Here is a 23,529-nt window from a genome sequence, read left to right on the forward strand (position 1 = left end):
CTATCCCTCCACGAAAAAGGAATGCCATGCCCGAACCGATCACGACGACCCCTATCGAGTTGAGCGGCCTGCGCGGCCGCCGCGTTCTTGTCACCGGTGGCAGCAAAGGAATCGGGCGTGCGGTCGCCACCCGGCTCGCCGCCGCCGGCGCGACAGTCGTCACGGCAGCCAGAAAAAATGCTGATAACTTGCCCCCCGGGGTGCATTTTGTCGCAGCCGACCTCGGCACGGCAGAGGGCTGCGCCGAGCTGGTAACAACCGCGACCGATCTAGTCGGCGGCATCGACATACTGATCAACAACGTCGGTGCCGGAACCCCGCCACCCGACGGGTTATTATCGGCATCGGACGACATCTGGGAACAGACACTCCAGCTAAACCTGCTCGCTTCGGTGCGCTTGGACCGCGCGATACTCCCCGAGATGATCGCACGAGGCGGCGGCGCGATCATCCACGTCACCTCGGTAGGCGCCCATCTGCCGATCGGCCCCGACGCCCCCTATTCGGCGGCCAAGGCCGCACTCTCCACATACAGCAAGGCGCTGGCGAACGAGTTCGCCAGCCGCGGCATCCGGGTCAACAGGATTTCCCCCGGTCTGATCGCCAATGACGCAATCTCCGCGCTGCTGGGGCAATCCTCCGACACCGGCCCAGCGGGCCCCGCGACACAGATGCTCGAAAAGTGGGTCGCCGGCATTCCCCTAGGCCGTCCCGGACAACCTGTCGAAGTCGCTGACCTGATCGCTTTCCTGGTTTCCGACCAAGCCGCTTGGATCACCGGATCGGACTTCCGCATCGACGGCGGCTCATTCCCAGCTGCGTAAACGACCACATCGAACATCGGCCTGTAGCACGGCGCAACGAAATTTGAACCTGGTGGGCGGTGCTTCGAGGGCGAACAACGGCGCGACCTCTCCGATCTTGGTTGCCAGCGCGGCGGTCTCCTCGGGCGTCAGACGGGGCCCGTCCAGGCAGCGTACGGCGATGTTCGCGTCGAGGTCCAAGCCGTAGTCGCCGTTCGCGGTGCGGGAGCAGAAGGTGTCGCGGAGGGCGAGCATCTCGTTGGCGTCCCCGGTCTCGAGTGAGGTCAGAGCGGAGATGATGGCGGGCCAGCTCGCCGCCGAGCACGCAGTCGGATGTTTCGGTTGTAGGTCATAAACGCGGTGCTGAGTCGGCCTGCATGCCAGTACTGGTGCGGCAGGATCGGGGTCTGCATACTCTGGAGCCGTACATCCATAAAGGATGCTTGGATCTTCTGGATTATATGATCTCTGAGGTGGGGCGTTGAAGCGGAGCGAGAAGACTGCTGCTGGATCCCAGCGATTCAAGTGCACCAATTGCCGGGCCCATAGCTGCGCCCGGCATCGTCGAGACGACGTCGCCCGCTGTCATGAATTGAACGCGTTCTATCCCAGTTGCCGGTAAACGTACCCAGGCCGTCTCACTCAAACCTCGCAGGTCGGTCAAGGAGCTTGCTGAGCGGTTCGGAGTCCACAGAGCCAAAGCCACCCGGGTTGTAACCCAGGCAGGGCTTCAATTTCGTTGTGTAATGTCTGCCTCAGAAAGAGAAACAGAGGCCGCATGGCTATCTTGAAGGACTAATCTTGCGAGAAGTGGCAAGAACAAACGCCCCGATGAGTCACGCTTTGCTGGCTGGCGGCGGTACTACTAGCCAAGGGTATGCGGCAACTAGTGTCCTACCGCTGTGGGTGCATCATCTATAAACCAAACATCGACACGACTGAACCTTTCGCTCCCTGTGGTATTCCCAGTTCAAGAAACTACAACCAAAGAAATCCAAAAGTTGCCGGAACCCGGCGCATGAAGGCCCTTTGCGAATCCTGGGCACCTCAAACTACAAGGTGGCGCACCGTCACAAAACCTTCGGACCACACTAGGATGAAATACTGAAACCTAAAATCGGGGTCAACACAACACATGCAGGGTGGAATATGACGGTCACGGCAAACAGTATAAGGGCTCAGGACAAGGCCCCGCGGGCGACGGATGCTACATGTGCCCCGTTTCTTCGCTGGGCCGGCGGCAAACGCTGGCTGTTGCCCACGATCCATGAGCTCGCGAAGGGCACGCCCATAAGCAGGTATCATGAGCCTTTCGTCGGGGGAGGCTCCGTCTTCCTAGGTCTCAATCCGGGGCCAAGCTCCTTGTCAGACCTAAACTCTGAACTCATCGAAGTCTACTCAGAAGTCAAGAGGCGGCCGGACCAAATTGCACAACTCCTTGAGGGGAAAGAAAACACCGAGGCGTACTACTACCAAGAGCGAGAGACGGAACCCGACACCGCAACTGAACGCGCCGCCCGATTCATATATCTAAACCACACTTCTTACAATGGAATATTTCGTGTAAATTTAAATGGAAAATATAACGTTCCATATGGCCGCAGAAAATCAATCAATATTCCTAATCAAAAAAGTCTTAGACTTGTTAGTAAAAGACTAAATAACTGCTCATTATTAGCAAGAGACTTTGAAGAGGCAATTAACGAAGCAAAAGTCGGCGACTTGGTGTTTCTAGACCCCCCTTATACAGTAGCCCACAACCACAACGGCTTTGTTAAGTACAATCAGCACCTATTCGGCTGGGCAGATCAGAAGCGCCTTGCATCATGCATTGACCGATTGCTATTGAGGGGGGCTAACTTCATATTGACCAATGCCGCACACGAGTCAATTGAGGCGCTCTTCTCCCCTTTAGGAAACCGGTTTACGATTAACCGGAAGAACGCTATCGGTGGTCGCAGTGCAAGCCGCGGCCGCGCAGACGAATACCTATTCACTAACCTGGCGACGAACTGATTCGATGCACCGTACCTATACTCCCCAGCAGGCCAAGTCTCAGATCAAGAACCGCCTCAATTCGCACGAGCGCAAGAAGATCCCAAAGAATCGCTTGGAGGAGTACGTTGAAGCAGGTTGGGAACATGCGAAGACCCTCACGTACCACTACTGGATTCAGAGGCCAAAGTCACACGACGCCTCATTCGAAGATCGAGTGTGGGCCATGTGTGCGAGTCTCGGGTTCTCAACGCTCAATAACGATCGCCAGATGCACATCCCCTACGGGAAGCATGAGACAGCGACGAAACAAGTCGATGTGTTTGCTGTCGATGACGAGATCGCGCTAGTTTTTGAATGCAAGTCTTCGGCTGCAGAGCAACCACCTCACATGACATTCAAGAAGGAAGTTGAGGCAATCCAGGGTTATCGTTCCGGCATGATTAGCTGGATTAAGAAGGAGTTCCCTGGACGAAAAGTCTGTTTCATTCTCGCGGCCAACAATGTCCACGTCAGCGAAGGGGCTCAGGAGCGCATTCGGGCTGCAGATATGGCCTACCTCGACGAGACTGCCGTTGAATATTATCTGGAACTAAGCCGTCACCTGGGCTCCGCATCCAAGTACCAACTGCTTGGAAATATCCTAGACGGGAAGCGCATCGAAGGCCTCGACGTCACAGTCCCTGCTATTCGAGGCAAGATGGGCGGGAAGACCTATTACTCCTTTTCTATCGAGCCGGAGAAACTACTCAAAATATCCTATGTTCTGCACAGAAATTCAGCCAACAGTCGCTGGATGCCTACTTATCAGCGGCTCATCAAAGCTCCTCGCTTGAAAAATATATCATCATTTATTGATAACGGTGGATTCTTTCCGAATTCGATTATAATTAACATTGATTCGGGTAAACGGTCACCGAATTTCAGTCCTGCGGCGTCACAGAAGAACGCAGGAGGCACTACCCTAGGTACGCTTCAATTGCCACGTCGCTACCGTTCCGCGTATGTCATTGACGGGCAGCATCGACTCTACGGTTTCTCTCATTCACCGCGCGCCGCCACTGAAGCCGTCCCCGTGATCGCCTTCCACAATCTCAAAGGGGAAGAGCAACTCAAGCTCTTCATGCAGATCAACGAGAATCAGAAGTCAGTGCCTAAGAACCTACAGAATACTCTGAACGCTGACTTGCTCTGGACTAGTGAGAACCTTAGACAGCGTGCCAAGGCGCTCAAACTCAAGATCTCTCAGTCGCTCGGAGAAAGCAAGGGATCCCCGCTTTACAATCGAGTAATCCTCGGGGAAGAGAAATCTACTCCGACGCGGTGTATCACCCTCGACTCAATCCAGCGGGGTATCGAGAGAGGAAGGTTCATTGGCGACTTCACGGCCTCGGCCGTAAAGAAGGTGGGGTCGTTCTATCGAACGTCCAACGACGATACCCTGCCCCCGGTGACTGATTTTCTCTCCTCATGCATCGCCTATGTCCGCGAAGGTCTAGCAACGCAGTGGAATCTTGGCAGGCGGGGTATCGTGGCCAACAATCCAGGTTTCGAGGCACTTGTAAGGCTTATCGGCGACATCGTCGACCATCTGAATTACGAGAACAAGTGCGACTCTCGGTCTGACCCTCCTGAGGTCGTATTCCAACTTGCACGCCCGTATCTGGACGAATACATCGAGTTTGTCGAAAAGCTTGATGACGAAGAACGCGAGGACCTGCACAACAGGCACGGTTCGAGTGCCCCAAATGCCTACCTGCGGAAGTTTCAGGGCGCGGTGAAGAAGCGGTATCCGTCCTTTGACCCGCCCGGGTATGAAGAATGGGTAGAAAACCAGGCCCTCCGCTATAACAGCGAGTCCTTCACTATGATCACAGCCATTGAGAAGTATCTGAATACCCGGATCCGCGAGATCCTAATGGACCACTTCGGCGATACGTGGTTCAAGGAAGGTGTACCTCGAAAAGTTTACCAAGATGCGGTTCTGCGTACGGCGGAACGTGAGTACGATTCCACTAACCAGTCACCGGGCGATTGGTGGACCGAAGGTCTTCAAGTGAGTCACTATGACCAGGTCCTTCGCCATGGTGGTGCAAAACGCTGGAACGAGGTTTTCGCGGCCGAGTTCGAGTTTCCAGCGGGGACTAAGAAGTCGAGCTGGAAAGAAGGCGTTGAGTGGGTCAGCTCTCTCATCAATGTAAGGAACGACGTCATGCACTCTCGTAGTGTCTCAGAAGAGCAGTATGCGAAGCTCATTGACATCTTCGAGCACTTCCAGCTGAGCGGAACCGGGGGGAATCTCTGAAAGCTGTGGCTGTTGGTGTCCACCGCTTTGTGCAGAGGTGCTGTTTCGGCTTGGCATAGAGGGACTGCATCTCCTCGGCCGTACGCTCATGAGCGACCTGTGTGGTGGGGCCCGAAAATAAGGAGAAAGGCGCCGTGGCTGAGGCAGAGCCGCAAACTGGGCGAATAGTCCCCATATTAGCTCTGGCCGGCCAGGCAACGGGTAGAACGGGGCGGATCAAACCGGGAAAGACACGAGTTTAGGATGCGGATTAACTTGTGCCCCAGGCAGGATTCGAACCTGCGACACCCACTTTAGGAGAGTGGTGCTCTATCCCCTGAGCTACTGAGGCTTGGCGTGCCAGAAACGGCACCCGTCTATGGTAGCCGCTATGCGCCGTTCCGGCGCGGTTGTTTGCCGGTGACAATGAAATCTCGCAGGATCACCGCAAGAACCGCCGCGCCGATCACCGTGAGAAGCGCCCAACTGAGTGTGGTCATCGCGGAGCTGACCGCCACGGCCTCCGCATCCACCGGATGCTGGGTGACGATCCCATCGATAAGGAAGTTTTCGGTGATATCTATTGCGGCGAAGACTGCCGCCCCAGCCACCACAACCCAACGCCACCAGCCACGGACCAACAGCCCAAGTGTCGCCCATGCTGCCAAGAAGACGACCACAGGGAAGATGATCCCAGCGGTCTTGTGCAAGAAATTTAGCTGCCCTTCCGCATCGTCCTCAAAGGCCGCTTGAAGTGCTGCTATATCGGCGGCGTCGTACCCAGTGATCCGGGTGCCTGGCATGGAGAGCCCATCCGCGAAATAGGTCAGTTGCGGCATCGCATAGGCGTAGAGGTAGAGCCCCATGAATACCGTGATGCCCAGCAGCGCGTACACCAGAATCCGGGGTGACCCTTCATCCTGCGGAGGGGACTTGGGTGCGGCACGGTTGGGCCTCGGAGGCACCGATCCGCCGTTACTGCTGCGCTGCGGGTTTCCCCGGTTCTTCTTCCGCCGCTTGGACATACCTCCATCTTCCCAGACGCGGCAGAATCGTCAGCTGCAGATTGCCGACACCAGTCGCTGAGCGAGAGACTCGACCCGGTCCCGGTGGGCGGGCCAGTCCACAACTGTTTCGCCCAGGTACTCTGCCGCGGCGGCTTCCATGACAGCGGCGTCCCCTGGTGGAAGTTCTGCAGCGAGTCGGTGTGCCGCCCGGTCCTTGGGGGTGATCCCTCCAGTCTCCAGAGTGGCGACCATCCGGGCCAAGGTGAGCAGGACGTTCCGTTCGTCCCCGGAGAGCTCCTGCAGCAGTCCCGGTGCACCTTCCCGGCAGGCCAAACGGATCATGTCTGCGGGCGGGGGATCCACCAATCTGGGCAGTGGCTCCCCGAATAAGGTGACATGATTCTGCCAAGCATCGGCGATGAAGATCACCAGATCCGGCTCCTGCCGAGACTCCGGCACGTCCCCAGTGGTCAGGTCGGCGCGCAACCATTCTCCGAACTGGAAGTCCATTCGTGGCGGATAAGGCCAACCGGCGACGTCGCCACGCACCACAGCAGTGAACTCAAGTGGTTGCCTCGTTGCGGCTTCGGGGAACAGCGTGGCGTGGCCGGGCCAGCCGGAGATGATCAACAGGCTGGAGATCAACTGTTGGCGCTGTTGGCGGGTCATCGATTCCTGCAGCACGGCCAGCAGGTCAACGTCGCTATGCGGGCCCTGCGCCCCGCGAGCTGCCGATCCGCACAGATAGAGACCGAGGATCCCATGGGGCAGTGACGGCTCCAAGTTCTTGAGCAGAGTGGCTGGATCCGTTCGCACATTCGGAGCCTACTGCAGATGCCCTTGCTGCCCATCGTGCACTAACAAGAGTCACTAATATGGTCTTATGCGCATCACAGTGGATCTGCCCGATGAGCTGATGCGAAAGGCAAAGGCGCGTTCGGCCGAGCGAGGCGAGTCGCTGAAAGAAATGTTCGCCCGCGTCCTGGAAAGGGAAGTCAATATGCAGGTCTCCCGGGGAGGGCAGCACCGCATGCAGCTTCCCCTTCTCGGTGAAACACTGAGACCCTCAGTAGATCTCAGCAACGGCGATATTGCTGAGATCCTTGATGCTGACGATGCCGACCACTTGTGCCTATGAGCTATCCCCAGATGTCAATGTTTGGTTGGCGGCCAGTCCGGGAAGTTCACCCTTGTCACTCTGGACAAAGCGTTGGGTGATCGGGACCCCTCAGTAACAACACTGGTGTTGTCCTCGTCCTAAACCCGGCCCATGGGGTAGTGATGGCTCCAGGTACTTGAGCAGGGTGGCCAGATCCGTCCGCTTCATCGGAGCCTACTGCAGGTATCTCTGCTGAGAGCATACGGACCTGGCAATGGGGCGGAAGTCAGCATATGCTGACATTATGAAGACAGCGGTGGGAACTGAGGATGGCGACAATGTGTTGCGGGAGCTGATGGCCGTTGCTGAAACCAAGAAAGAACTCGCCCGCCGCGAGGAGGTTGCGGTGCGAAAAGCGCGTCATGCCGGCCTTGCCTGGGGTGAGATCGGCTTCCTCCTCGGGGTGACCAAGCAGACCATCCACCGCAAGTACCGCAAAGTCGGATGAGCAGCTCCAACAGTGGAGCCGTGACAGTGCCTCCGTTGGAGGTGGTCAAACTTTTGCAGGAGCGGCTGTTCATAGCTGGCATCCCGAGTGTTGTGGGAGGGTCTGGTCTGCTTGCCTCGCTTGGCCTGGTGGACATGGTCAACGACTGGGATCTGGCCACCGACGCTGAGCCTGCGGCGGTTCAAGAGGTGCTCGATGACCTTGGACTCAGCTATGGAAAGGCCAAGGCGTCCGGGATCTTCCGTACTGAAGCACTCTTCAAAGTGTCGGCGGAGGACCACGAGATCGACGTGCTGGTCAGATTCGCCGTGGAATCGGCGGAGGGGATCGTGAGTATCCCTGCGCGGAGCGGCGGTATGTGGCGCGGTCTCAGGATGGCACGCGCTCAGGAATGGAGAGTCGCCTACCTCCTGCTCGGCCGCGACGACAGGGCTGCGCTGCTGTCTTCGGGCTAAACCCGCCGCCGTCCCGCCACGGCCACCAGCAGCAGGACCAGGGTCACGACCAAGAGCACCGCTAGCAGGGTGATGCCACCGGAATAGCCCAATGGGGTCTCTGCCAGCCATCCCACCACAGCTGGCCCGGCTGCACGACCCAGCGCAATTGCCACAGCCTGAACTCCCATCAGAGCACCGAACCTGGCCCCGGCGTACCAGTCACTCATGATGACCGCGCGCAGCGGGATGAACGCCCCGAACAGCAGCCCGAAAATGATGAAGTGCCCATGCATCTCCCAGGCCTCGGTTCCGCGGATGGCAAGCCAGATGGCAGGCATGATCAGCACCGTCAATGTCATGTAGAGCTTTGCCGAATCGAATCGATTGGCCAGCAATGGCAACAGGAACCGAGCCGGAAGGCTCAACAACCCGACGGCCGCAGCCCACCACGCGACCACAGTGGGGTCGAAACCCGTCGCCTCAAACCGGGCAATGCGGTGCACATTGAATGCCTCCAGCACCGCCATGGTAAGTGCCACTGCGAGAGTCAGTGAAATAAAACCTGCCGGAGTCTTCCGCCATCGGGAGGTGGCAGCGTTGGAAGGCTCGGCGGAGGACATCGGAGTTGTCGCCTGGAGTGGCGCGCGTGCAGGCGCAGGCGCTGTGCGCAACGCCCACCCTGCGGTCAACCAAGCGGCCAGCAGCACGCATGTGCCCAACAGGCCCGCCGTGACACGCCACCCCACAAGGTCGGTCATGTACGACGTGGACGGAATGAAAATTGGCCCGGCAAGACCCGTGATCAACGTCAGTGTGCCCGCCGCACGGTTACGGCGTTCGCGGTCGAACCACTGCTGGATCGCCACGAATGCCGGTTCGAACAACACCATGGCACTGCCCGGACCCACCAAGAGCCACCATGCGGCAAGAACCTGCCACCCAGCAGTGCTGTCTGCGAAACCTAAGAACCCCAGAAACACCAGGATTCCGCCCAGGGCTACCATTCCGCGAATCCCATGCCGATCAGCGCGACGCCCCACATGCACCGCCACGGCAGCTCCGGTCAGCACGGAGCCAGAGAACGCCGCGGAAAGCAGCCCCACAGAGAAATCGGCACCTGCCGCGCCAGATGTGATCAGCACTGAGGTGCCATAGAGAATGGCTCCGAAGCTGACCCCCACACTGAACGCCAGAGCGAAGACCAGACGGCGGAAAGGCGGAGAAACGGAAGGGACAGGGGGTGAGCTCATGAAAACCTCTCAATCAGATGACGGCATGGCAACATGCCGACACTGCTCCTGGAGGTTTCTATCCCGTAAGATCCGTGCCGCCTAGGGCGGCACATCGCGGCGCTCGACCCAGTCCCGGCAAGTGCCGGCGGAACCCTAGCCGCCTGTGCTGGTCGGTTGTGACCACCCTACAATCATCTCCAGAAGCCAGCCCAAAGCGTGACTGAAATCACTTAGGCTGGTGCGATGACCTCACTGTTCACACCGCCGGCCGGGGCCTACACCTCTGACCCCACCTTCGCCCACCGCCAGACCCACGCCGTGGTCAACCTCGCCGATCACCACGGCGAGCCGCTGCCGCACCAGGAGGTCACCGTTCGGCAGCTGCGGCATGACTTTAAGTTCGGCTGCATCGGGTTCGAACTCATCGACTGGGTCAACGGACGTTCAGCAGACCCGGAGTACGACGCCGCGCTCGCCGAGCAGTGGCTGGGCTTGTTCGACACTGCCACCCTCCCCTTCTACTGGGGGACTTTTGAACCGGAGCAGGGTGCTCCGAAGACTGAAGCGCTGCGCCGGACCGCCCAGTGGTTCGCCGACCAGGGAATCCGGCTCAAAGGCCACCCGCTGGTGTGGCACACCGTCTGCGCCCCCTGGCTGCTGGAGAAGTCCCCCGCAGAAGCCGAGCGGCTCCTCAGGGAGCGGATCCGCCGCGAGGTCAGTGACTTCTCCGGTCTCATCGACACCTGGGATGCGATCAACGAGGTCGTCATCATGCCGGTTTTCACCGCCGAGGACAACGCCGTGACGCGCATCGCACACATTAAAGGCCGGGTCGAGATGATGCGGATCGCGTTCGATGAGGCGCGGGCGGCAAACCCTCACGCCACCCTCCTGCTCAACGACTTCGACATGTCGACAGCCTACGAATGTCTGATAGAAGCCGCACTGGAAGCGGGCATCACCATTGACCGGCTCGGCCTCCAATCCCATATGCACCAGGGCACCTGGGGTGCTGAGAAGACGGAGCGCGTCCTGGAGAGGTTCTCCCGCTACAACATCCCCATCCACTTCACAGAGACCACGATCCTCTCCGGCACGCCCGTGCCCCCGGGACTCTCAGACCTCAACGATTGGCAGGTCACCGCGGAGCAGTGGCCCTCCACCGAAGAGGGTGAAGAAATCCAGGCACAGGAAGTCGAGGCCCACTACAGCCGTCTGTTCGCTCACCCCGCGGTCGAGGCACTCACCTATTGGGGTCTGCCTGACCGCAACATGTGGCTCAATGCGCCCGGCGGCCTGATTCGCCGTGACGGCACACCCAAGCCCGCCTACCACCGTCTGCGGGACCTCATCCGGGACCAATGGTGGACCCCAGAGACCACCCTGCGCAGCGATGCGAACGGTGAGGTGAGATTCTCAGGCTTCCTGGGCGACTACGAGCTCTCGGTGGCAGATACCTCCACGGAACTTCAGCTTCGCAGCCCCGGGGAAGCGCACCATCAGGTGGTCACACCCCAGAGGTAGGGTCGTGGCATGAAAGTTGTGATCGCTGGCGGCTCCGGTGCACTCGGGCGGAAAGTCACCAAGGACCTGGTGGACAGCGGGCACGACGTCGTCGTGCTCACCAGGTCGCCGGGATCGGTGCGCTATGGCCTCCAATGCCGTGAAGCCTCGTTGCGAGAGGTCCGCTGGGATGGCGAGACTCTGGGGGATTGGGCCCGCGAATTGGAGCCCACCCCACACGGGACTGCGGTGATTAATCTTGCCGGGAAACTGGTGGACTGCCGCCCCACTGTGCGCAACATCGCCGCCCTGCGGGACTCACGGGTCAACGCCACGCGGGTTCTCGTGGAGGCGAGCCGCAGCGCCTCCGCACCGGTGGCCCGCTGGGTGCAGGCCTCCACCACCGCGATCTGGTCCGATGCCGGAGAAGAGCGGGTGACCGAATCCACGCCGATTCCCGCAGACGGTCTGCCGCAGATGACGGGCGTTGCCCAGCCCTGGGAGGAGGCTGTGCAGGATGCGCACACTGAGTACCTGAGCATTCTGCGCACCTCAATCGTCCTCGGAGCCGACTTCCCCGCTATGGACCGCCTGTTTTTCCTGGCCAAGCTCGGGCTCGGGGGCAAGGTCGCTCACGGCAGGCAGTGGGTTTCGTGGATACACCTCGATGACTGGCTGGCGATCGTACGTGCGGGCCTCGGGATAGAACCCGGCGTGGATCTGCCCGCCGGAGTAGTCATCGGCGCGGCCCCAGAACCGGTACGCAATGCTGAACTGATGAGCACTATCCGCAGGGCCTCCGGAATGCCCGTGGGTCTCCCCACGCCATCCCCAGTGCTCAGACTCGGTGCCATCATGCTGCGCACTGACCCTGCCCTAGGGTTGACGGGCCGTCACTGCACCTCCGAGGTGTTGGCAGAGACCGGATTCACCTTTGACTACCCCACGGTGGGCCAAGCGGTGGGCACCACGTCATAGGTGCCTTCCTGCCCCCCAAGTAGACTAGTGGGGATATGGAATTCCTCTTCACGCCTCCTTCTGAGAGAAGTACGACGACGCCCTCGGCACCCCGCGTGCCCCAACCCGCCTCGGGCGAAGGTGCCCCCTGGGATGAAGCCGATGCCGCGGCGCTGCAGGGCAGTGGGGCGGTGTCCTCGGCCCAGGCGACGGAAGGTCTGAACCCGCAGCAGCAGGAGGCGGTACTCCATAGTGGCGCGCCGCTGCTCATTGTCGCCGGCGCGGGTTCTGGGAAGACCAGGGTGCTCACGCGCCGGATCGCTCACCTGATCCAGACTGGCCAGGCGCGGCCACACGAAATCCTGGCCATCACCTTCACCAATAAGGCTGCCCGGGAGATGAAAGACCGGGTTGCGGAGCTGATCGGCCCCACCGCTGACCGCATGTGGATCTCCACCTTCCACTCATCCTGTGTGCGCATCCTGAGGGCCGAGGCGCCCACCATCGGCCGGAAGTCCACGTTCACCATCTACGACGCCGCCGACGCGCTGCGTCTGGTCACGCAGATCTGCAAAGAGCATCAGCTGGATCCCAAGCGATTCAACCCGAGGGCGCTTCGAAACAAAATCTCCGCGCTGAAGAACGAACTGGTTGACGCCGAAGAATTCGGCATCAAAGCCCCCAACGAGCCGTTCAGCGAGGCCGTCGCCACGGTCTACAGGGAATACACTCAGCGGTTGCGCGCGGCCAACGCCTACGACTTCGATGACCTGCTCTGTGAGACGGTTTACATGCTGGAGGCCTTCCCCGCGGTGCTGGACAACTATCGCCGGCGGTTCCGGCACGTTTTGGTCGACGAGTACCAGGACACCAACCACGCCCAATACCGGTTGATCCGCCTGCTGACGGGGACTGACGCAGAGGTGGACACCCCGGCCGCGCAGCTGACCGTGGTCGGCGATTCCGACCAGTCCATCTACGCGTTCCGCGGTGCCGACATTCGTAACATTGTGGAATTCGAGCGTGACTACCCGGCAGCATCCACCATCAAACTGGAGCAGAACTACCGCTCTACGCAGAACATTCTCTCCGCGGCCAACGCCGTCATCAGTCAGAACCCTGCCCGGGTGGATAAGAAGCTCTGGACAGACAATGGCGCCGGTGCCAAAGTCACGGTCCACACCGCCTACTCGGAATCTGATGAGGCCGAGTGGATCGCCCGGACCATCGACCAGCTGGGCGATGACCACGGGGTTCGTCCGGCAGATGTGGCGGTGTTCTACCGAACCAACGCGCAGTCCCGTTCGCTCGAAGAGCGGTTGATCAACCGGGGCATCCCCTACCGTGTGATCGGTGGCACCCGCTTCTACGACCGCAAAGAGATCAAAGACGCGCTGGCCTACCTCCATGTGATCAACAATCCGGATGATGACGTCAACCTCCGCCGGATCCTCAATGAGCCCAAGCGGGGCATCGGGGACAAAGCAGAGTCCACCATTGCTGCGCTCGCAGCACGGGACCGTACGCCCTTCTTCGAAGCGCTGCGCCGGGTTGACGACACCGGGCTGGGCCCCCGGGCAGTGAAGAGTATTGACTCGTTCGTGCGGATGATGGACGACGTCGCCTCGCTCGCCACCACTGAGAAGCCCTCTGTGGTCCTAGAAGCTGTGTTGGAGCAGTCCGGCATGATGGCTGTTCTGCGGGAGTCCAAGGACCTGCAGGACGAATCCCGGGCCGACAACCTCGGCGAACTCGTCGCAGTCCTCAAGGAATACGAAGCCAAACAAGAAGAGCCCGGCTTGCCCGACTTCCTGGAACAAGTCAGCCTGATCGCCGACGCTGACGCCATCCCGGATAGCGCAGACGCAGAGTCCCGACGGCTTGCCGCCGAGCAGGGGCAAGTTACCCTCATGACGCTGCACACGGCAAAAGGACTCGAATTTCCCGTGGTGTTCCTCACAGGTATGGAACACGGAGTCTTCCCCCACCAGCGCTCCATGGGTGACTCAGAGCAGATGTCAGAAGAACGACGGCTCGCGTATGTGGGTCTCACTCGTGCCGAGCAACGCCTCTATCTGACCCGCGCAGAATCGCGCAGCCTATGGGGTCAGACGCAGCACAATCCGCCCAGCCAATTCCTCGCCGACCTCCCGGCAGAACTGGTCGAAGTCAGCGGCTCAGGGTCGACCACTTGGGGCTCAGGTGGCGCGTCCCGCCGCGGATCCGCGGGCCTAGGACGCTCCCCTGATTCGGGCTGGGGATCGGAACCCACACTGACCGGGGGGTCCCCCCGGGACGTAACATTCAGCCCCGTTGCCAAGCGTGCTCCTCGGTCCCACGTCAACCCAGAACGGGAAGTCCCCTCCCTGGTGCCCGGGGACCAGGTCCAGCACGCCAAGTTCGGCCGTGGGGAAGTGCTCTCCGTGGAAGGCTCGGGTGACAAATCAGTGGCTAAAGTGAGCTTCGCTGGCTCCGAGAAGCGGCTTCTCCTGCGATATGCTCCAGTTGAGAAGGTCAGCTAGGGCCAACTACGGCCTTGGCGGCATTCGATAAGTGAAGTTGACTTCGACGCAGAAGGACACCACACGTGGACTTGTATGAGTACCAGGCGCGCGATCTGTTTGAGGCACACGGGGTACCCGTGCTCGCCGGCATCGTGGCGCAAACCCCAGAAGAAGCAAAGGCAGCTGCAGAGCAGATTGGCGGCGTCGTCGTCGTCAAAGCTCAGGTGAAGGTGGGTGGCCGCGGCAAAGCCGGCGGCGTGAAGCTCGCCAAAACTGCAGATGAGGCCTACGAGCACGCGAAATCCATCCTCGGTATGGACATCAAGGGGCACACTGTGCACCGTGTGATGATCGCCCAGGGTGCTGAGATCGCCGAGGAGTACTACTTCTCAATTCTGCTGGACCGCGCTGAGCGCAACTATCTGGCGATGTGCTCCAAAGAAGGCGGCGTGGAGATTGAACAGCTCGCCGTCGAATCCCCGGAGAAGCTGGTCCGGTACAACTTCGATCCCAACACCGGCATCGACGCTGATGCCGCCGCGGAGATCGCCACCCAAGCAGGTTTTTCCTCCGATGAGGTGCCCGCACTGGTGGAGGCCTTCCAGAAGCTGTGGGGAGCCTTCGCCGCCGAAGACGCCACCCTGGTGGAGGTCAACCCGCTGGTGAAAACCGGCGATGGCGCCATCATTGCCCTGGACGGCAAAGTCACCATTGATGAAAACGCCGCCTTCCGCCAGCCAGCTCACGCGGATCTGGTCGACGAGTCCGCTGAGGACCCACTGGAGGCCAAGGCGAAGGAAAATGACCTCAACTACGTCAAGCTCGACGGTTCGGTAGGGATCATCGGCAACGGCGCTGGACTGGTCATGTCCACTCTCGATGTGGTGGCCTATGCCGGTGAGGCCCACGACGGAGTCACCCCGGCCAACTTCCTGGACATCGGGGGCGGAGCATCAGCAGAGGTCATGGCCAACGGCCTAGACGTCATCCTGGGTGATGATCAGGTCAAGTCCGTGTTCGTCAATGTCTTTGGCGGCATCACCTCGTGTGACGCCGTGGCCACAGGCATCGTCAAAGCCCTTGAGATCCTGGGCGACACGGCCACCAAACCACTGGTGGTCCGGCTGGATGGCAACAACGTAGACGAAGGCCGCCGGATCCTCAAAGAGGCCAACCACCCGCTGGTCATCACCGCTGACACGATGGACGGCGGCGCCGACAAGGCCGCCGAGCTGGCTAACAAGTAAGGACTGAGGCGCACACACATGTCTATCTACCTGAACAAGGACTCTAAGGTCATCGTCCAGGGCATCACCGGCGGTGAGGGCACCAAACACACCGCACTGATGCTCAAAGCAGGCACCAACATCGTCGGCGGTGTCAACGCACGCAAAGCCGGCACCACAGTTGCTCATAAGGACAAGACCGGCCATGACGTCGAACTGCCCGTCTTCGGGTCCGTCACCGAGGCCATGCAGAAAACCGGCGCAGATGTCTCCGTGGCGTTTGTGCCGCCGAAGTTTGCCAAGGACGCCGCAGTGGAGGCCATTGAGGCTGAAATCGGCCTGCTGGTGATCATCACCGAGGGAATCCCCGTGCAGGACTCCGCCGAGCTGTACAACCTCTCACTCACCAAAACCGGGGTCGACGGTAAGCCCCGGACGCGGATCATCGGGCCCAACTGCCCAGGCATCATCACCCCAGGCGAGTCGCTGGCCGGTATCACTCCGGCCAACATCACCAACAAGGGTCCCGTCGGCTTGGTCTCCAAGTCCGGGACGCTGACCTACCAGATGATGTACGAACTGCGTGACATCGGATTCTCCACGTCCATCGGCATCGGCGGTGACCCGGTCATCGGCACCACGCATATTGATGCATTGGAAGCTTTCGAGGCCGACCCGGACACCGAGGCGATCGTCATGATCGGTGAAATCGGCGGCGATGCAGAAGAACGAGCTGCCGAATACATCAAGGCTCATGTCACCAAGCCTGTTGTCGGCTACGTCGCAGGTTTCACCGCGCCGGAGGGCAAGACCATGGGCCACGCAGGTGCCATCGTCTCCGGTTCCTCCGGAACCGCTGAAGCTAAGAAGGAAGCTCTGGAAGCTGCTGGCGTGAAAGTTGGCAAGACTCCTTCCGAGACCGCCCAGCTGCTGCGCGAGATCTACAAGGGCAGCGGCTCTTCACCGGTCGCAGGTGCTGCTGAGACCGTCAGGGACAAGGCTGAAACCCTCGTGGAAAAAGTGAAGGACACGTTCAAAAAGTAATTCACGGTTGAGGAAACGCCGCTGCCCAGTGTTGTCACAGGCGGCGGCGTTTCCCCGTTTAAGCCCTCAAACCAGCGCCTACCCCTAACCGCCCTCGGAGCCCTCGCCGAGCTCGGGGTCGCGATAGGGGCCAAATCGGAAGTGCCGACCTGTGATTTCGACGGGAGTCACTTCCACGAACTGCTCCTTGGGTCCCGGAACCCAGGGACGGAGGTTCAGGGACTCGGCCACCGCCAGCTCACGTGAGGTTTGCAGGAGTCTCGCTGAGCCCCGCACCACCACTGACCACGCCTGATCCGAGAGGATTCCGTCAGCCTCAATGAGGACATGGTCATTGATCGCCACTTCGGCCAACTTGGTCCCTGGGGCCGTCCGAAAGAAGACTCGGCGGTCGCGGACAGCGATGTTTACCGGGAAGATGTCAGGGCGCCCCCCGACGACGCCGACCAGCCGTCCATGCTGAGTTCCCTCTATAAGCGCCCAAGACTGCTCCTCGGTCAGCTTCAGCACCGGATCGTTGTTGGGGTGATCAAACATCGCGGAGTCGCTCCCTCTGAGTCGTCTGCCGGGCCGCCTTGCCCGGTACTGCCAGTCTACTCGCGGGGAATTACCGCGCTAGAGGAGAGCCGTGAAGAAGAGTTTCCACACTCAACAGTTCCAGCTCTAGAGTGGACGCATGACTCACTCCCGTGCCCACCTCCCATCTGCGGCCGAACTGCGCAGCATCGCCGTCACCGCTGCCCGCACAGCCGGGTCCCCTCTGAAGACTGCCTTCCGTTCGCAGATGGATGTGGAGCTGAAGACCTCCGCACATGACCTGGTCACGGTGTGGGATACCCAGACCGAGACCACGCTCATCGATCTGCTGAACAGTGCCGTTCCCGACTCTCGGTTTACCGGAGAAGAAGGGGGATCGCATGGAGAAGGCTGCGTTGAATGGATCATCGACCCGATCGACGGCACCTCCAATTTCGCGCACGGGTTCGCGATGTTCAGCGTCTCGGTGGCGGCGGCCGTTGACAATGTCGTGCTGGCCGGGGTCGTCTATGACCCCATCAACGAATGGACGTTCTCCGCAGACGACGACGCCGCCTACCTCATGCACCGCGATGGGACGGAGACTGTGCTCAGCCCCGCCTCAAAGGAAGGTGTGGCAGAGGAGAACCTCTCTCTGCTGACCAACTTCCCAGGCGCCTGGGGAGTTGAGAAGTACGGCGCGGAGGCCCTTGAAGCCTTCGGAACCCTGGTGACCACCTACGCCACCGTTCGCAGGATCGTCTCCGGGGCGCTGGAGCTGTGCCACCTGGCCGCCGGATGGTCCGATGCGGTCATCAACTGCCGCACCAGTCCGTGGGATGTTGCGGCTGCGCAACTGATTCTGCGCCGGGCTGGTGGAAGCTTCCTTCCCTACGGCACCCGCGGAGACAGGGCCTGGGCCGGTTCCGTCACCGAAGATCTTCACCTGGCCCCTGGGTATGTGGGGCTCGGCCCCGGGGTGCAGGCACCCACTTCAGCAGACGTCGTCGCGCGCTTTGTTCGCCGCGGGGCCTGAACCTGTAAGTTAGGCACAGCAAACGCTTAGGCGTGCTGAACAATTGTCACACCACGTCCCATTTGCTCGGCCTGCCGAGGAGCACGGCAGTATGGACAGTGTGAACACTGAAGCCGACCACGCAAGGGGTGAGCCGCGGCCCAAGCAGATCCGGCGCTGGCGGAAATACCTTGCTGACGAAATCGCAGAAGCCAGGCTGTATGAACAACTGGCTCACCGCAAGACCGGGCAGGAACGGCAGATCCTGCTGGGACTATCAGCAGCTGAGCGTCGGCACCAGACGCACTGGCGAGATCTGCTGGGCCCGCATGCGGAGAACCTCCCCTCACCTTCAGCCCACCGCGTCATGTTGGGTTGGCTGGCGCGCATCTTCGGTTCAGTATTCGTCTTGGCGCTCGCCCAGCGGGCCGAGGGAGAGTCCCCCTACGAACGTGATCAGGACGCGACCCGCCGGATGGCGGCTGATGAAGAGGTCCACGAAGAGGTCGTCCGCGCCCTCGCCGCCCGGGGGCGGGAGAAGCTCTCCGGAGGTTTCAGGGCCGCCGTATTCGGCGCAAATGACGGATTGGTGTCCAACTTTGCACTGATTATGGGCATGGGAGGCACTGGTGTCGGAGCGACCGTGGTGCTTCTGACCGGTATTGCGGGGCTTCTTTCTGGGGCCCTGTCCATGGCTGCGGGGGAGTTCATCTCTGTACGCAGCCAACGCGAGCTGCTTGACGCGACTCGTCCTACCCAGGCGACGATCCGTGCAGCACCAGACCTTGATTTCGACCATAACGAGCTGGTGCTCGTTTACCGCGCCAGAGGACTGAGCACAGAAGACGCCGAACACCGTGCCCTGGAGCGGTTGGGCGCCTTCGACTGTGACTGCCGCCCGGAGCGCTCCTACAACCCCGAGGAAGAGGTGGACGAACACCGAGCTGTAGGTTCGGCATGGACCGCCGCTGGCTCCAGCTTCTGTTTCTTCGCCGTGGGCGCCCTGATACCCGTTCTGCCCTACTTATTCGGCGCCACCGGCTGGTGGGCGGTCGGGCTCTCCACGGCAATGGTCGGCATCGCCCTGCTGTGTACCGGCGCAACTGTCGGGCTGTTATCGGGTGCTTCTCCGCTGACGCGAGCACTGCGCCAGCTGGCCATTGGGTTCGGAGCCGCTGCCATCACATACATGTTGGGAACGTTGCTCGGCGTGGGTGTTGCATAGCTGTTAGACAAACCGTAAACTAGTTCGCAAATGCAACTAAAATCACGTTCTCGGGCTGCGCAGAGCAGCCTGCCGGAAGGTATGACCCGCCGAGACCTCGGTTGGGCCATTGCTGGCATCTTGGCTGTTTTCTTTACCGCCATGGTCTCGATGAACGTGGTGGTCACCGCGTTGCCGGTGATCTCCCAGGAATTGGGCGGCACACAGATTCAGTACTCCTGGGTTGTCACCGCCACTCTGCTGGCGAATGCGTCGTCGACCCTCGTGTGGGGCAAGCTCGCTGACATGATGAGCAAGAAGGTCCTCTTCCAGGTGGCGAACGTGATCTTCTTCCTCTCCTCCCTGGGTGCCGGATTCGCACCCAATATGGAGACCCTCATCGCGGCACGGTTCGTTCAGGGCATCGGATTGGGTGGTTTGGCTGCGCTTGCTATGGCGATTATGGCCTCGATCGTCTCTCCGCGGGAGCGCGGGAAGTACGCCGGGTACATCGGTGCGTGCCTGGCATCGGCAACTGCGCTGGGGCCCCTGATCGGCGGCATCACCGTTGACACGCTCGGTTGGCGGTGGTGTTTCTTTGTGGGCATTCCACTGTCGGTGTTTGTGCTCATCATGGTGGCAAGAACCCTTCGGGTCCCCGTCCTTCGGAGCCCGGGTCGCATTGACTACCTGGGCGCGTTATTGCTGGTGATCGCATCTGGGCTGCTGCTGGTCTGGCTCTCATTTGCTGGTACACCGGAGTTCTTCGCCTGGCTGTCCTGGCAGTCGGCGGCTTTTCTGACGGCAGCTCTGGTTCTGCTTTCCGTGTTTGTCCTGGTGGAGAGCAAAGTGCGCAACCCGATCGTTCAGCTGCGTATGCTGATGGACCGCACCACCTTCTTGGCGGCGGTCTCTTCTGCTTCAATTGCGGTGTGTCTGTTCGGCATGCCGGCCTTCTTGGGTCAGTACTTCCAGATTGGACGGGGGCTGAGCCCCACGGAGTCCGGACTCATGATCCTGCCCCTGGTGCTGGGCAACCTCATCGGCTCTCTCATCACTGGACGGCTGATCACCCGTTACGGCCGTTGGAAGGTCTACATCGTTTCCGGATCGTTCATCATGAGCTCCGGGATGTTCGCTCTTGCCACAGTGGGTCAGGGCACGCCCTACGCCTTGGTGCTGACGTACTTGCTCGTGGTCGGTCTCGGGTTCGGTGCACAGATGCAGAACCTGATGCTGATTGTGCAGAACACGGTCTCTGTCACCCGGGTTGGTCAGGCCAGTGCGCTGATTGCTTTCTTCCGTGTTTTCGGAGGCGCGGCTGGGACGTCCATTCTGGGATCAGTGATGGCCCTTCAGGTGGTGGGAGTCTCCGTGGCGGAAGTCAACGGTTCTTCACCTTCACCGACGTACGCTGATGCTACTGGCACCATGTTCTTGGTCGCAGCATGCCTGACTCTGCCGGCAGTGGTCACCAACCTCCTCATCAAAGAAGCCGCCCTGCGCACCACCATATGAGCTTCTCGTGTGACGCCGCGGTGCTCGGGTGACTCAGTCCGCGCTCATCTTCATTACTATGGGAGACGATGAGGACTGATAAGCCCCAGCCCACCGAGATCCGTCAGGACTTGGCAGCGGTGCGGGAGCACTACTCGCATTCGGCGCGTAACCGCGCCATGAAGATTGAAGACCGATGGCACCAGTTCCGGTTGAACCTTGCCAGGGAGCGGGGCCAGCACGTAACGGTGCTTTCGCTGGCCGGCTATGGGTCGCCCCGTTGGGTGAGGGTTTTCTCACGCATTGTTATGGCGCCAAGTTCGGACTTTGAGAACGGTCGCAGGGTGGCCAAGGTCATCGCCGACGGGGTGCGCGGGTGGCGAAACTTTGTTTCCGCGCCGGTCCCGTTCGCCGAGGTGACCGCGAAGGTTGCTGGACATACGTTCCGGATGTCGGCTGACCGTGGCGGGATCGTGGACCAGGTGCTCGAGTTGCCTGCGGGAGCTCATCTGGAGCCCGGGTGGCAGCAGGTGACGCTTAATGCTGCCGGAGCCGAGCAGACCAAGGCTGAGGTGCAGATTGTCGGTGACGATGTCACTACCGGTGTCATCTGCGACATCGACGACACCGTGGTGGTCACCAAGTTGCCGCGTCCGTTCCTCGCTGCGTGGAACTCGTTTGTGCTCGACGAGCACGCCAGGACCCCGACCCCCGGTATGGCAGTGATGATGGAGCGTTTGCTGACCAAGAATCCAGGTGCAGCGGTGATCTACGTTTCCACGGGGGCGTGGAATGTTGCCCAGACGCTGACCCGGTTCCTAACGCGCAACCTATATCCGCACGGGCCGCTGTTGCTGACGGATTGGGGTCCAACCCAAGACCGTTGGTTCCGATCCGGCAAGCAGCACAAAGTGGAGCAGCTGGCCAGACTGGCTGAGGAATTCCCGCAGGTGAAGTGGATTCTTATGGGGGATGACGGCCAGCACGATCCGATCATCTACGCAGACTTCACTCGTCGGTACCCGGGATCTGTCCGGGCTGTCATTATTCGTGAACTCACCTATTCGGAGGCTGTGTTGGCTGGTGGCCGTGCGGAGCATCCTACTGGTGAGCAGCTGATGAGCGTCTCTGAGGATGGCGAACACCTGCCGGGTATCCAAAAGGTCGGTGAGCACCGCATCCCCTGGATCTACGGGCCCGACGGAAAAGACATCGCAACGACTCTTGCCGAGTACGGGCTGCTATAGGTGGAGAGGATCCCTGTCGGATCAGTTTTCGACTAGTTCACGCCGGGCAATAGGGCGCGAGAGACCCAGCTGGATGTGATGTACTGCCGTGCCCGGTTGGCTTGCAGCCTGTCATTGACATCGACAGCACGGGCGTAGTGGCCGATCAGTTGGTTGCAGATCGCTTCCCAGGTGCGTCCTTGGACTTCCTGGTGAGCTTCAGCGCCGGCGCGGAAGCGGGCGTCGTCGTCATTGATGAGATGCTCAACGGCTGCACGCATGCCTTCGAGGTCTCCGGGTTGGTAGAGCCACCCTGTGCGGCCCGGGTCCACCAAGTCCACAGGGCCGCCTCGCCCTACAGCGACTACGGGGACCGCAGCGGCGAAAGCTTCCTGGATGGTTTGACAGAAGGTTTCAGCTTCACCCGGATGAACGAACACATCTAGGCTAGCCACGTGTGATCCGAGACCGTCTCCTGATTGGAAACCTGCGAAGTAGGCATTGGGCAGCCGCCGGCGCAGCATCTTCTCCTCTGGGCCAGTGCCGATGATGACCAGGCGCGTTCCTGGCATAGTGTCCAGTTCTGCGAGGTCCTCAATCTGTTTCTCTGCCGCGAGCCGTCCGACGAATCCGATGAGCTTCTGGCCACCGGGGGCGATCCGCTTGCGGAGTCGCTCAGAGCGGCGTTCGGGAGCGAAGAGGTCCAAGTCCACTCCGCGCCGCCACGTCTTGAGCCGGTGGATGCCGCGTTCGCGCAACTGCCTTTTACAGAAGGAGCTGGGCACCAGGGTCAGAGTGGAGGCGTTGTGCATCCGCTCCACGTGTTGCCACATCAACTGCTCAGCCCAGGGAACCCGGTACCTGGCCGCATACGTGGGGACCTCAGTCTGATAGATCGACACTGTAGGAAGGCCCAGGGCGTCGGCAGCCTGGATCGCCCGCCAACCAAGTACGAAAGGTGAGGCCACATGCACCACATCTGGTTGAAGCTGCTCCAGGAGGTGCCTGATGCGCATCACGAACCCGGCGGCGACTCGGACCTTCGGGTAGTCCGGAAGTGGGATGGAAGGAACCCTTACGACGGGGAAGCCTGAGCATAGCTGCGGCTGCTGCGGCAGGTGTTCTGCCAGCGGATTGGACTCAAGAAAGGAATCAGAGGGCGCAATGACTGTCACATCGTCGCCGCGGCGACGCAAATGGGCGAGGACTTTGAGAACGGAGTTGGTCACTCCATTCATATGGGGCAAGAACGACTCTGCGACTACTACAACCTTCACATCTTCATAGTGGAGGCTGCCGGTAGCCGTGGACCGACGCGGGGGTGCGTACTGGGTAAACAGTCCGTGAACGTTTATGGACCCTGACAGTTCGCACACACCCAGCGGAAGGTGGGCAGGGTTTCCCTGCCACCGGGACTAGCGGGGTGAAGGTCGTGGACTCTGTACACGGCCGAGAGGTGGGCGGGGTTTCCC

General features: G+C 60.5%; 20 protein-coding genes and 1 tRNA gene. 15 read left to right on the plus strand and 6 right to left on the minus strand.

From position 1 onward, the window contains the following. Nucleotides 1-26 precede the first annotated feature (26 nt). The 3 genes from FH975_RS13675 (at nucleotide 27) to FH975_RS13685 (ending at nucleotide 5,103) form a co-directional block, all read left to right on the plus strand. Entirely contained in the window at nucleotides 27-824 is a 798-nt protein-coding gene (locus tag FH975_RS13675; protein WP_162321824.1) for an SDR family oxidoreductase, read from the plus strand. A 1,128-nt stretch (nucleotides 825-1,952) separates the two neighbouring features. Beyond that, the gene (locus tag FH975_RS13680) at nucleotides 1,953-2,819 is read left to right on the plus strand and encodes a DNA adenine methylase (RefSeq protein ID WP_162321825.1); all 867 of its coding nucleotides are present in this window, start codon (nucleotides 1,953-1,955) and stop codon (nucleotides 2,817-2,819) included. 94 nt (nucleotides 2,820-2,913) lie between these two features. Next, nucleotides 2,914-5,103 (plus strand): DGQHR domain-containing protein, encoded by a 2,190-nt coding sequence (locus FH975_RS13685; RefSeq protein ID WP_162321826.1) that lies wholly within the window; start codon nucleotides 2,914-2,916, stop codon nucleotides 5,101-5,103. Nucleotides 5,104-5,361: 258 nt separating this feature from the next. On the opposite strand, the gene FH975_RS13690 is transcribed toward FH975_RS13685, so the two are convergent. The 3 genes from FH975_RS13690 to FH975_RS13700 form a co-directional block, all read right to left on the minus strand. After that, nucleotides 5,362-5,434: transfer RNA gene (locus FH975_RS13690), tRNA-Arg, on the minus strand. Between the two features lie 37 nt (nucleotides 5,435-5,471). After that, nucleotides 5,472-6,107 (minus strand): hypothetical protein, encoded by a 636-nt coding sequence (locus FH975_RS13695; RefSeq protein WP_162321827.1) that lies wholly within the window; start codon nucleotides 6,105-6,107, stop codon nucleotides 5,472-5,474. A gap of 30 nt (nucleotides 6,108-6,137) precedes the next feature. After that, nucleotides 6,138-6,905: an aminoglycoside adenylyltransferase domain-containing protein gene (locus FH975_RS13700; RefSeq protein WP_162321828.1), complete on the minus strand. Its 768-nt coding sequence runs from the start codon at nucleotides 6,903-6,905 to the stop codon at nucleotides 6,138-6,140. A gap of 67 nt (nucleotides 6,906-6,972) precedes the next feature. On the opposite strand from FH975_RS13700, the gene FH975_RS13705 reads away from it, so the two are divergent. From FH975_RS13705 to FH975_RS13715, 3 genes are all read left to right on the plus strand, one after another. After that, nucleotides 6,973-7,227: a hypothetical protein gene (locus tag FH975_RS13705; protein ID WP_162321829.1), complete on the plus strand. Its 255-nt coding sequence runs from the start codon at nucleotides 6,973-6,975 to the stop codon at nucleotides 7,225-7,227. A 265-nt stretch (nucleotides 7,228-7,492) separates the two neighbouring features. Further along, entirely contained in the window at nucleotides 7,493-7,696 is a 204-nt protein-coding gene (locus tag FH975_RS13710) for a hypothetical protein (RefSeq protein ID WP_162321830.1), read from the plus strand. Continuing rightward, nucleotides 7,693-8,151, plus strand: a complete 459-nt coding sequence (locus FH975_RS13715; protein ID WP_162321831.1) for a hypothetical protein — start codon at nucleotides 7,693-7,695, stop codon at nucleotides 8,149-8,151. Before FH975_RS13710 ends, FH975_RS13715 begins: the two co-directional genes overlap by 4 nt. Here FH975_RS13715 and FH975_RS13720 read toward each other — a convergent pair. Then, on the minus strand, nucleotides 8,148-9,383 hold the full coding sequence (locus FH975_RS13720) for an MFS transporter (RefSeq protein WP_162321832.1): 1,236 nt from the start codon (nucleotides 9,381-9,383) through the stop codon (nucleotides 8,148-8,150). The two genes, FH975_RS13715 and FH975_RS13720, sit on opposite strands and share 4 nt — an antisense overlap. A 225-nt stretch (nucleotides 9,384-9,608) precedes the next feature. On the opposite strand from FH975_RS13720, the gene FH975_RS13725 reads away from it, so the two are divergent. The 5 genes from FH975_RS13725 (at nucleotide 9,609) to sucD (ending at nucleotide 16,599) form a co-directional block, all read left to right on the plus strand. Then, nucleotides 9,609-10,889, plus strand: a complete 1,281-nt coding sequence (locus FH975_RS13725) for an endo-1,4-beta-xylanase (RefSeq protein WP_162321833.1) — start codon at nucleotides 9,609-9,611, stop codon at nucleotides 10,887-10,889. A gap of 9 nt (nucleotides 10,890-10,898) precedes the next feature. Continuing rightward, nucleotides 10,899-11,846 carry an epimerase gene (locus FH975_RS13730; protein WP_162321834.1) on the plus strand — a complete coding sequence of 316 codons (948 nt, stop codon included), beginning with the start codon at nucleotides 10,899-10,901 and terminating at the stop codon, nucleotides 11,844-11,846. Nucleotides 11,847-11,881: 35 nt separating this feature from the next. Beyond that, nucleotides 11,882-14,347, plus strand: a complete 2,466-nt coding sequence (gene pcrA / locus FH975_RS13735; protein ID WP_162321835.1) for a DNA helicase PcrA — start codon at nucleotides 11,882-11,884, stop codon at nucleotides 14,345-14,347. Nucleotides 14,348-14,412: 65 nt separating this feature from the next. Beyond that, the gene (gene sucC, locus FH975_RS13740) at nucleotides 14,413-15,576 is read left to right on the plus strand and encodes an ADP-forming succinate--CoA ligase subunit beta (protein ID WP_162321836.1); all 1,164 of its coding nucleotides are present in this window, start codon (nucleotides 14,413-14,415) and stop codon (nucleotides 15,574-15,576) included. A gap of 18 nt (nucleotides 15,577-15,594) precedes the next feature. After that, nucleotides 15,595-16,599: a succinate--CoA ligase subunit alpha gene (gene sucD / locus FH975_RS13745; RefSeq protein WP_162321837.1), complete on the plus strand. Its 1,005-nt coding sequence runs from the start codon at nucleotides 15,595-15,597 to the stop codon at nucleotides 16,597-16,599. An 84-nt stretch (nucleotides 16,600-16,683) separates the two neighbouring features. Here the strand turns inward: sucD and FH975_RS13750 are convergent, their stop codons facing one another. After that, nucleotides 16,684-17,136 carry a pyridoxamine 5'-phosphate oxidase family protein gene (locus tag FH975_RS13750; RefSeq protein ID WP_162321838.1) on the minus strand — a complete coding sequence of 151 codons (453 nt, stop codon included), beginning with the start codon at nucleotides 17,134-17,136 and terminating at the stop codon, nucleotides 16,684-16,686. A 139-nt stretch (nucleotides 17,137-17,275) separates the two neighbouring features. Here FH975_RS13750 and FH975_RS13755 point away from each other — a divergent pair, with 139 nt between their 5' ends. The 4 genes from FH975_RS13755 (at nucleotide 17,276) to FH975_RS13770 (ending at nucleotide 22,078) form a co-directional block, all read left to right on the plus strand. Further along, complete coding sequence (locus tag FH975_RS13755) at nucleotides 17,276-18,151, plus strand: inositol monophosphatase family protein (RefSeq protein WP_162321839.1); 876 nt, start codon at nucleotides 17,276-17,278, stop codon at nucleotides 18,149-18,151. 91 nt (nucleotides 18,152-18,242) lie between these two features. Beyond that, complete coding sequence (locus FH975_RS13760; RefSeq protein ID WP_162321840.1) at nucleotides 18,243-19,355, plus strand: VIT1/CCC1 transporter family protein; 1,113 nt, start codon at nucleotides 18,243-18,245, stop codon at nucleotides 19,353-19,355. 30 nt (nucleotides 19,356-19,385) lie between these two features. Continuing rightward, the gene (locus tag FH975_RS13765) at nucleotides 19,386-20,852 is read left to right on the plus strand and encodes an MFS transporter (RefSeq protein WP_162321841.1); all 1,467 of its coding nucleotides are present in this window, start codon (nucleotides 19,386-19,388) and stop codon (nucleotides 20,850-20,852) included. A 68-nt stretch (nucleotides 20,853-20,920) separates the two neighbouring features. Further along, nucleotides 20,921-22,078, plus strand: a complete 1,158-nt coding sequence (locus FH975_RS13770; protein ID WP_153078405.1) for an App1 family protein — start codon at nucleotides 20,921-20,923, stop codon at nucleotides 22,076-22,078. A gap of 32 nt (nucleotides 22,079-22,110) precedes the next feature. On the opposite strand, the gene FH975_RS13775 is transcribed toward FH975_RS13770, so the two are convergent. Next, entirely contained in the window at nucleotides 22,111-23,334 is a 1,224-nt protein-coding gene (locus FH975_RS13775) for a glycosyltransferase family 4 protein (RefSeq protein ID WP_162321842.1), read from the minus strand. Nucleotides 23,335-23,529: the final 195 nt, after the last annotated feature.

This window comes from Nesterenkonia haasae, from assembly GCF_010119385.1.
Taxonomy (GTDB): domain Bacteria; phylum Actinomycetota; class Actinomycetes; order Actinomycetales; family Micrococcaceae; genus Nesterenkonia; species Nesterenkonia haasae.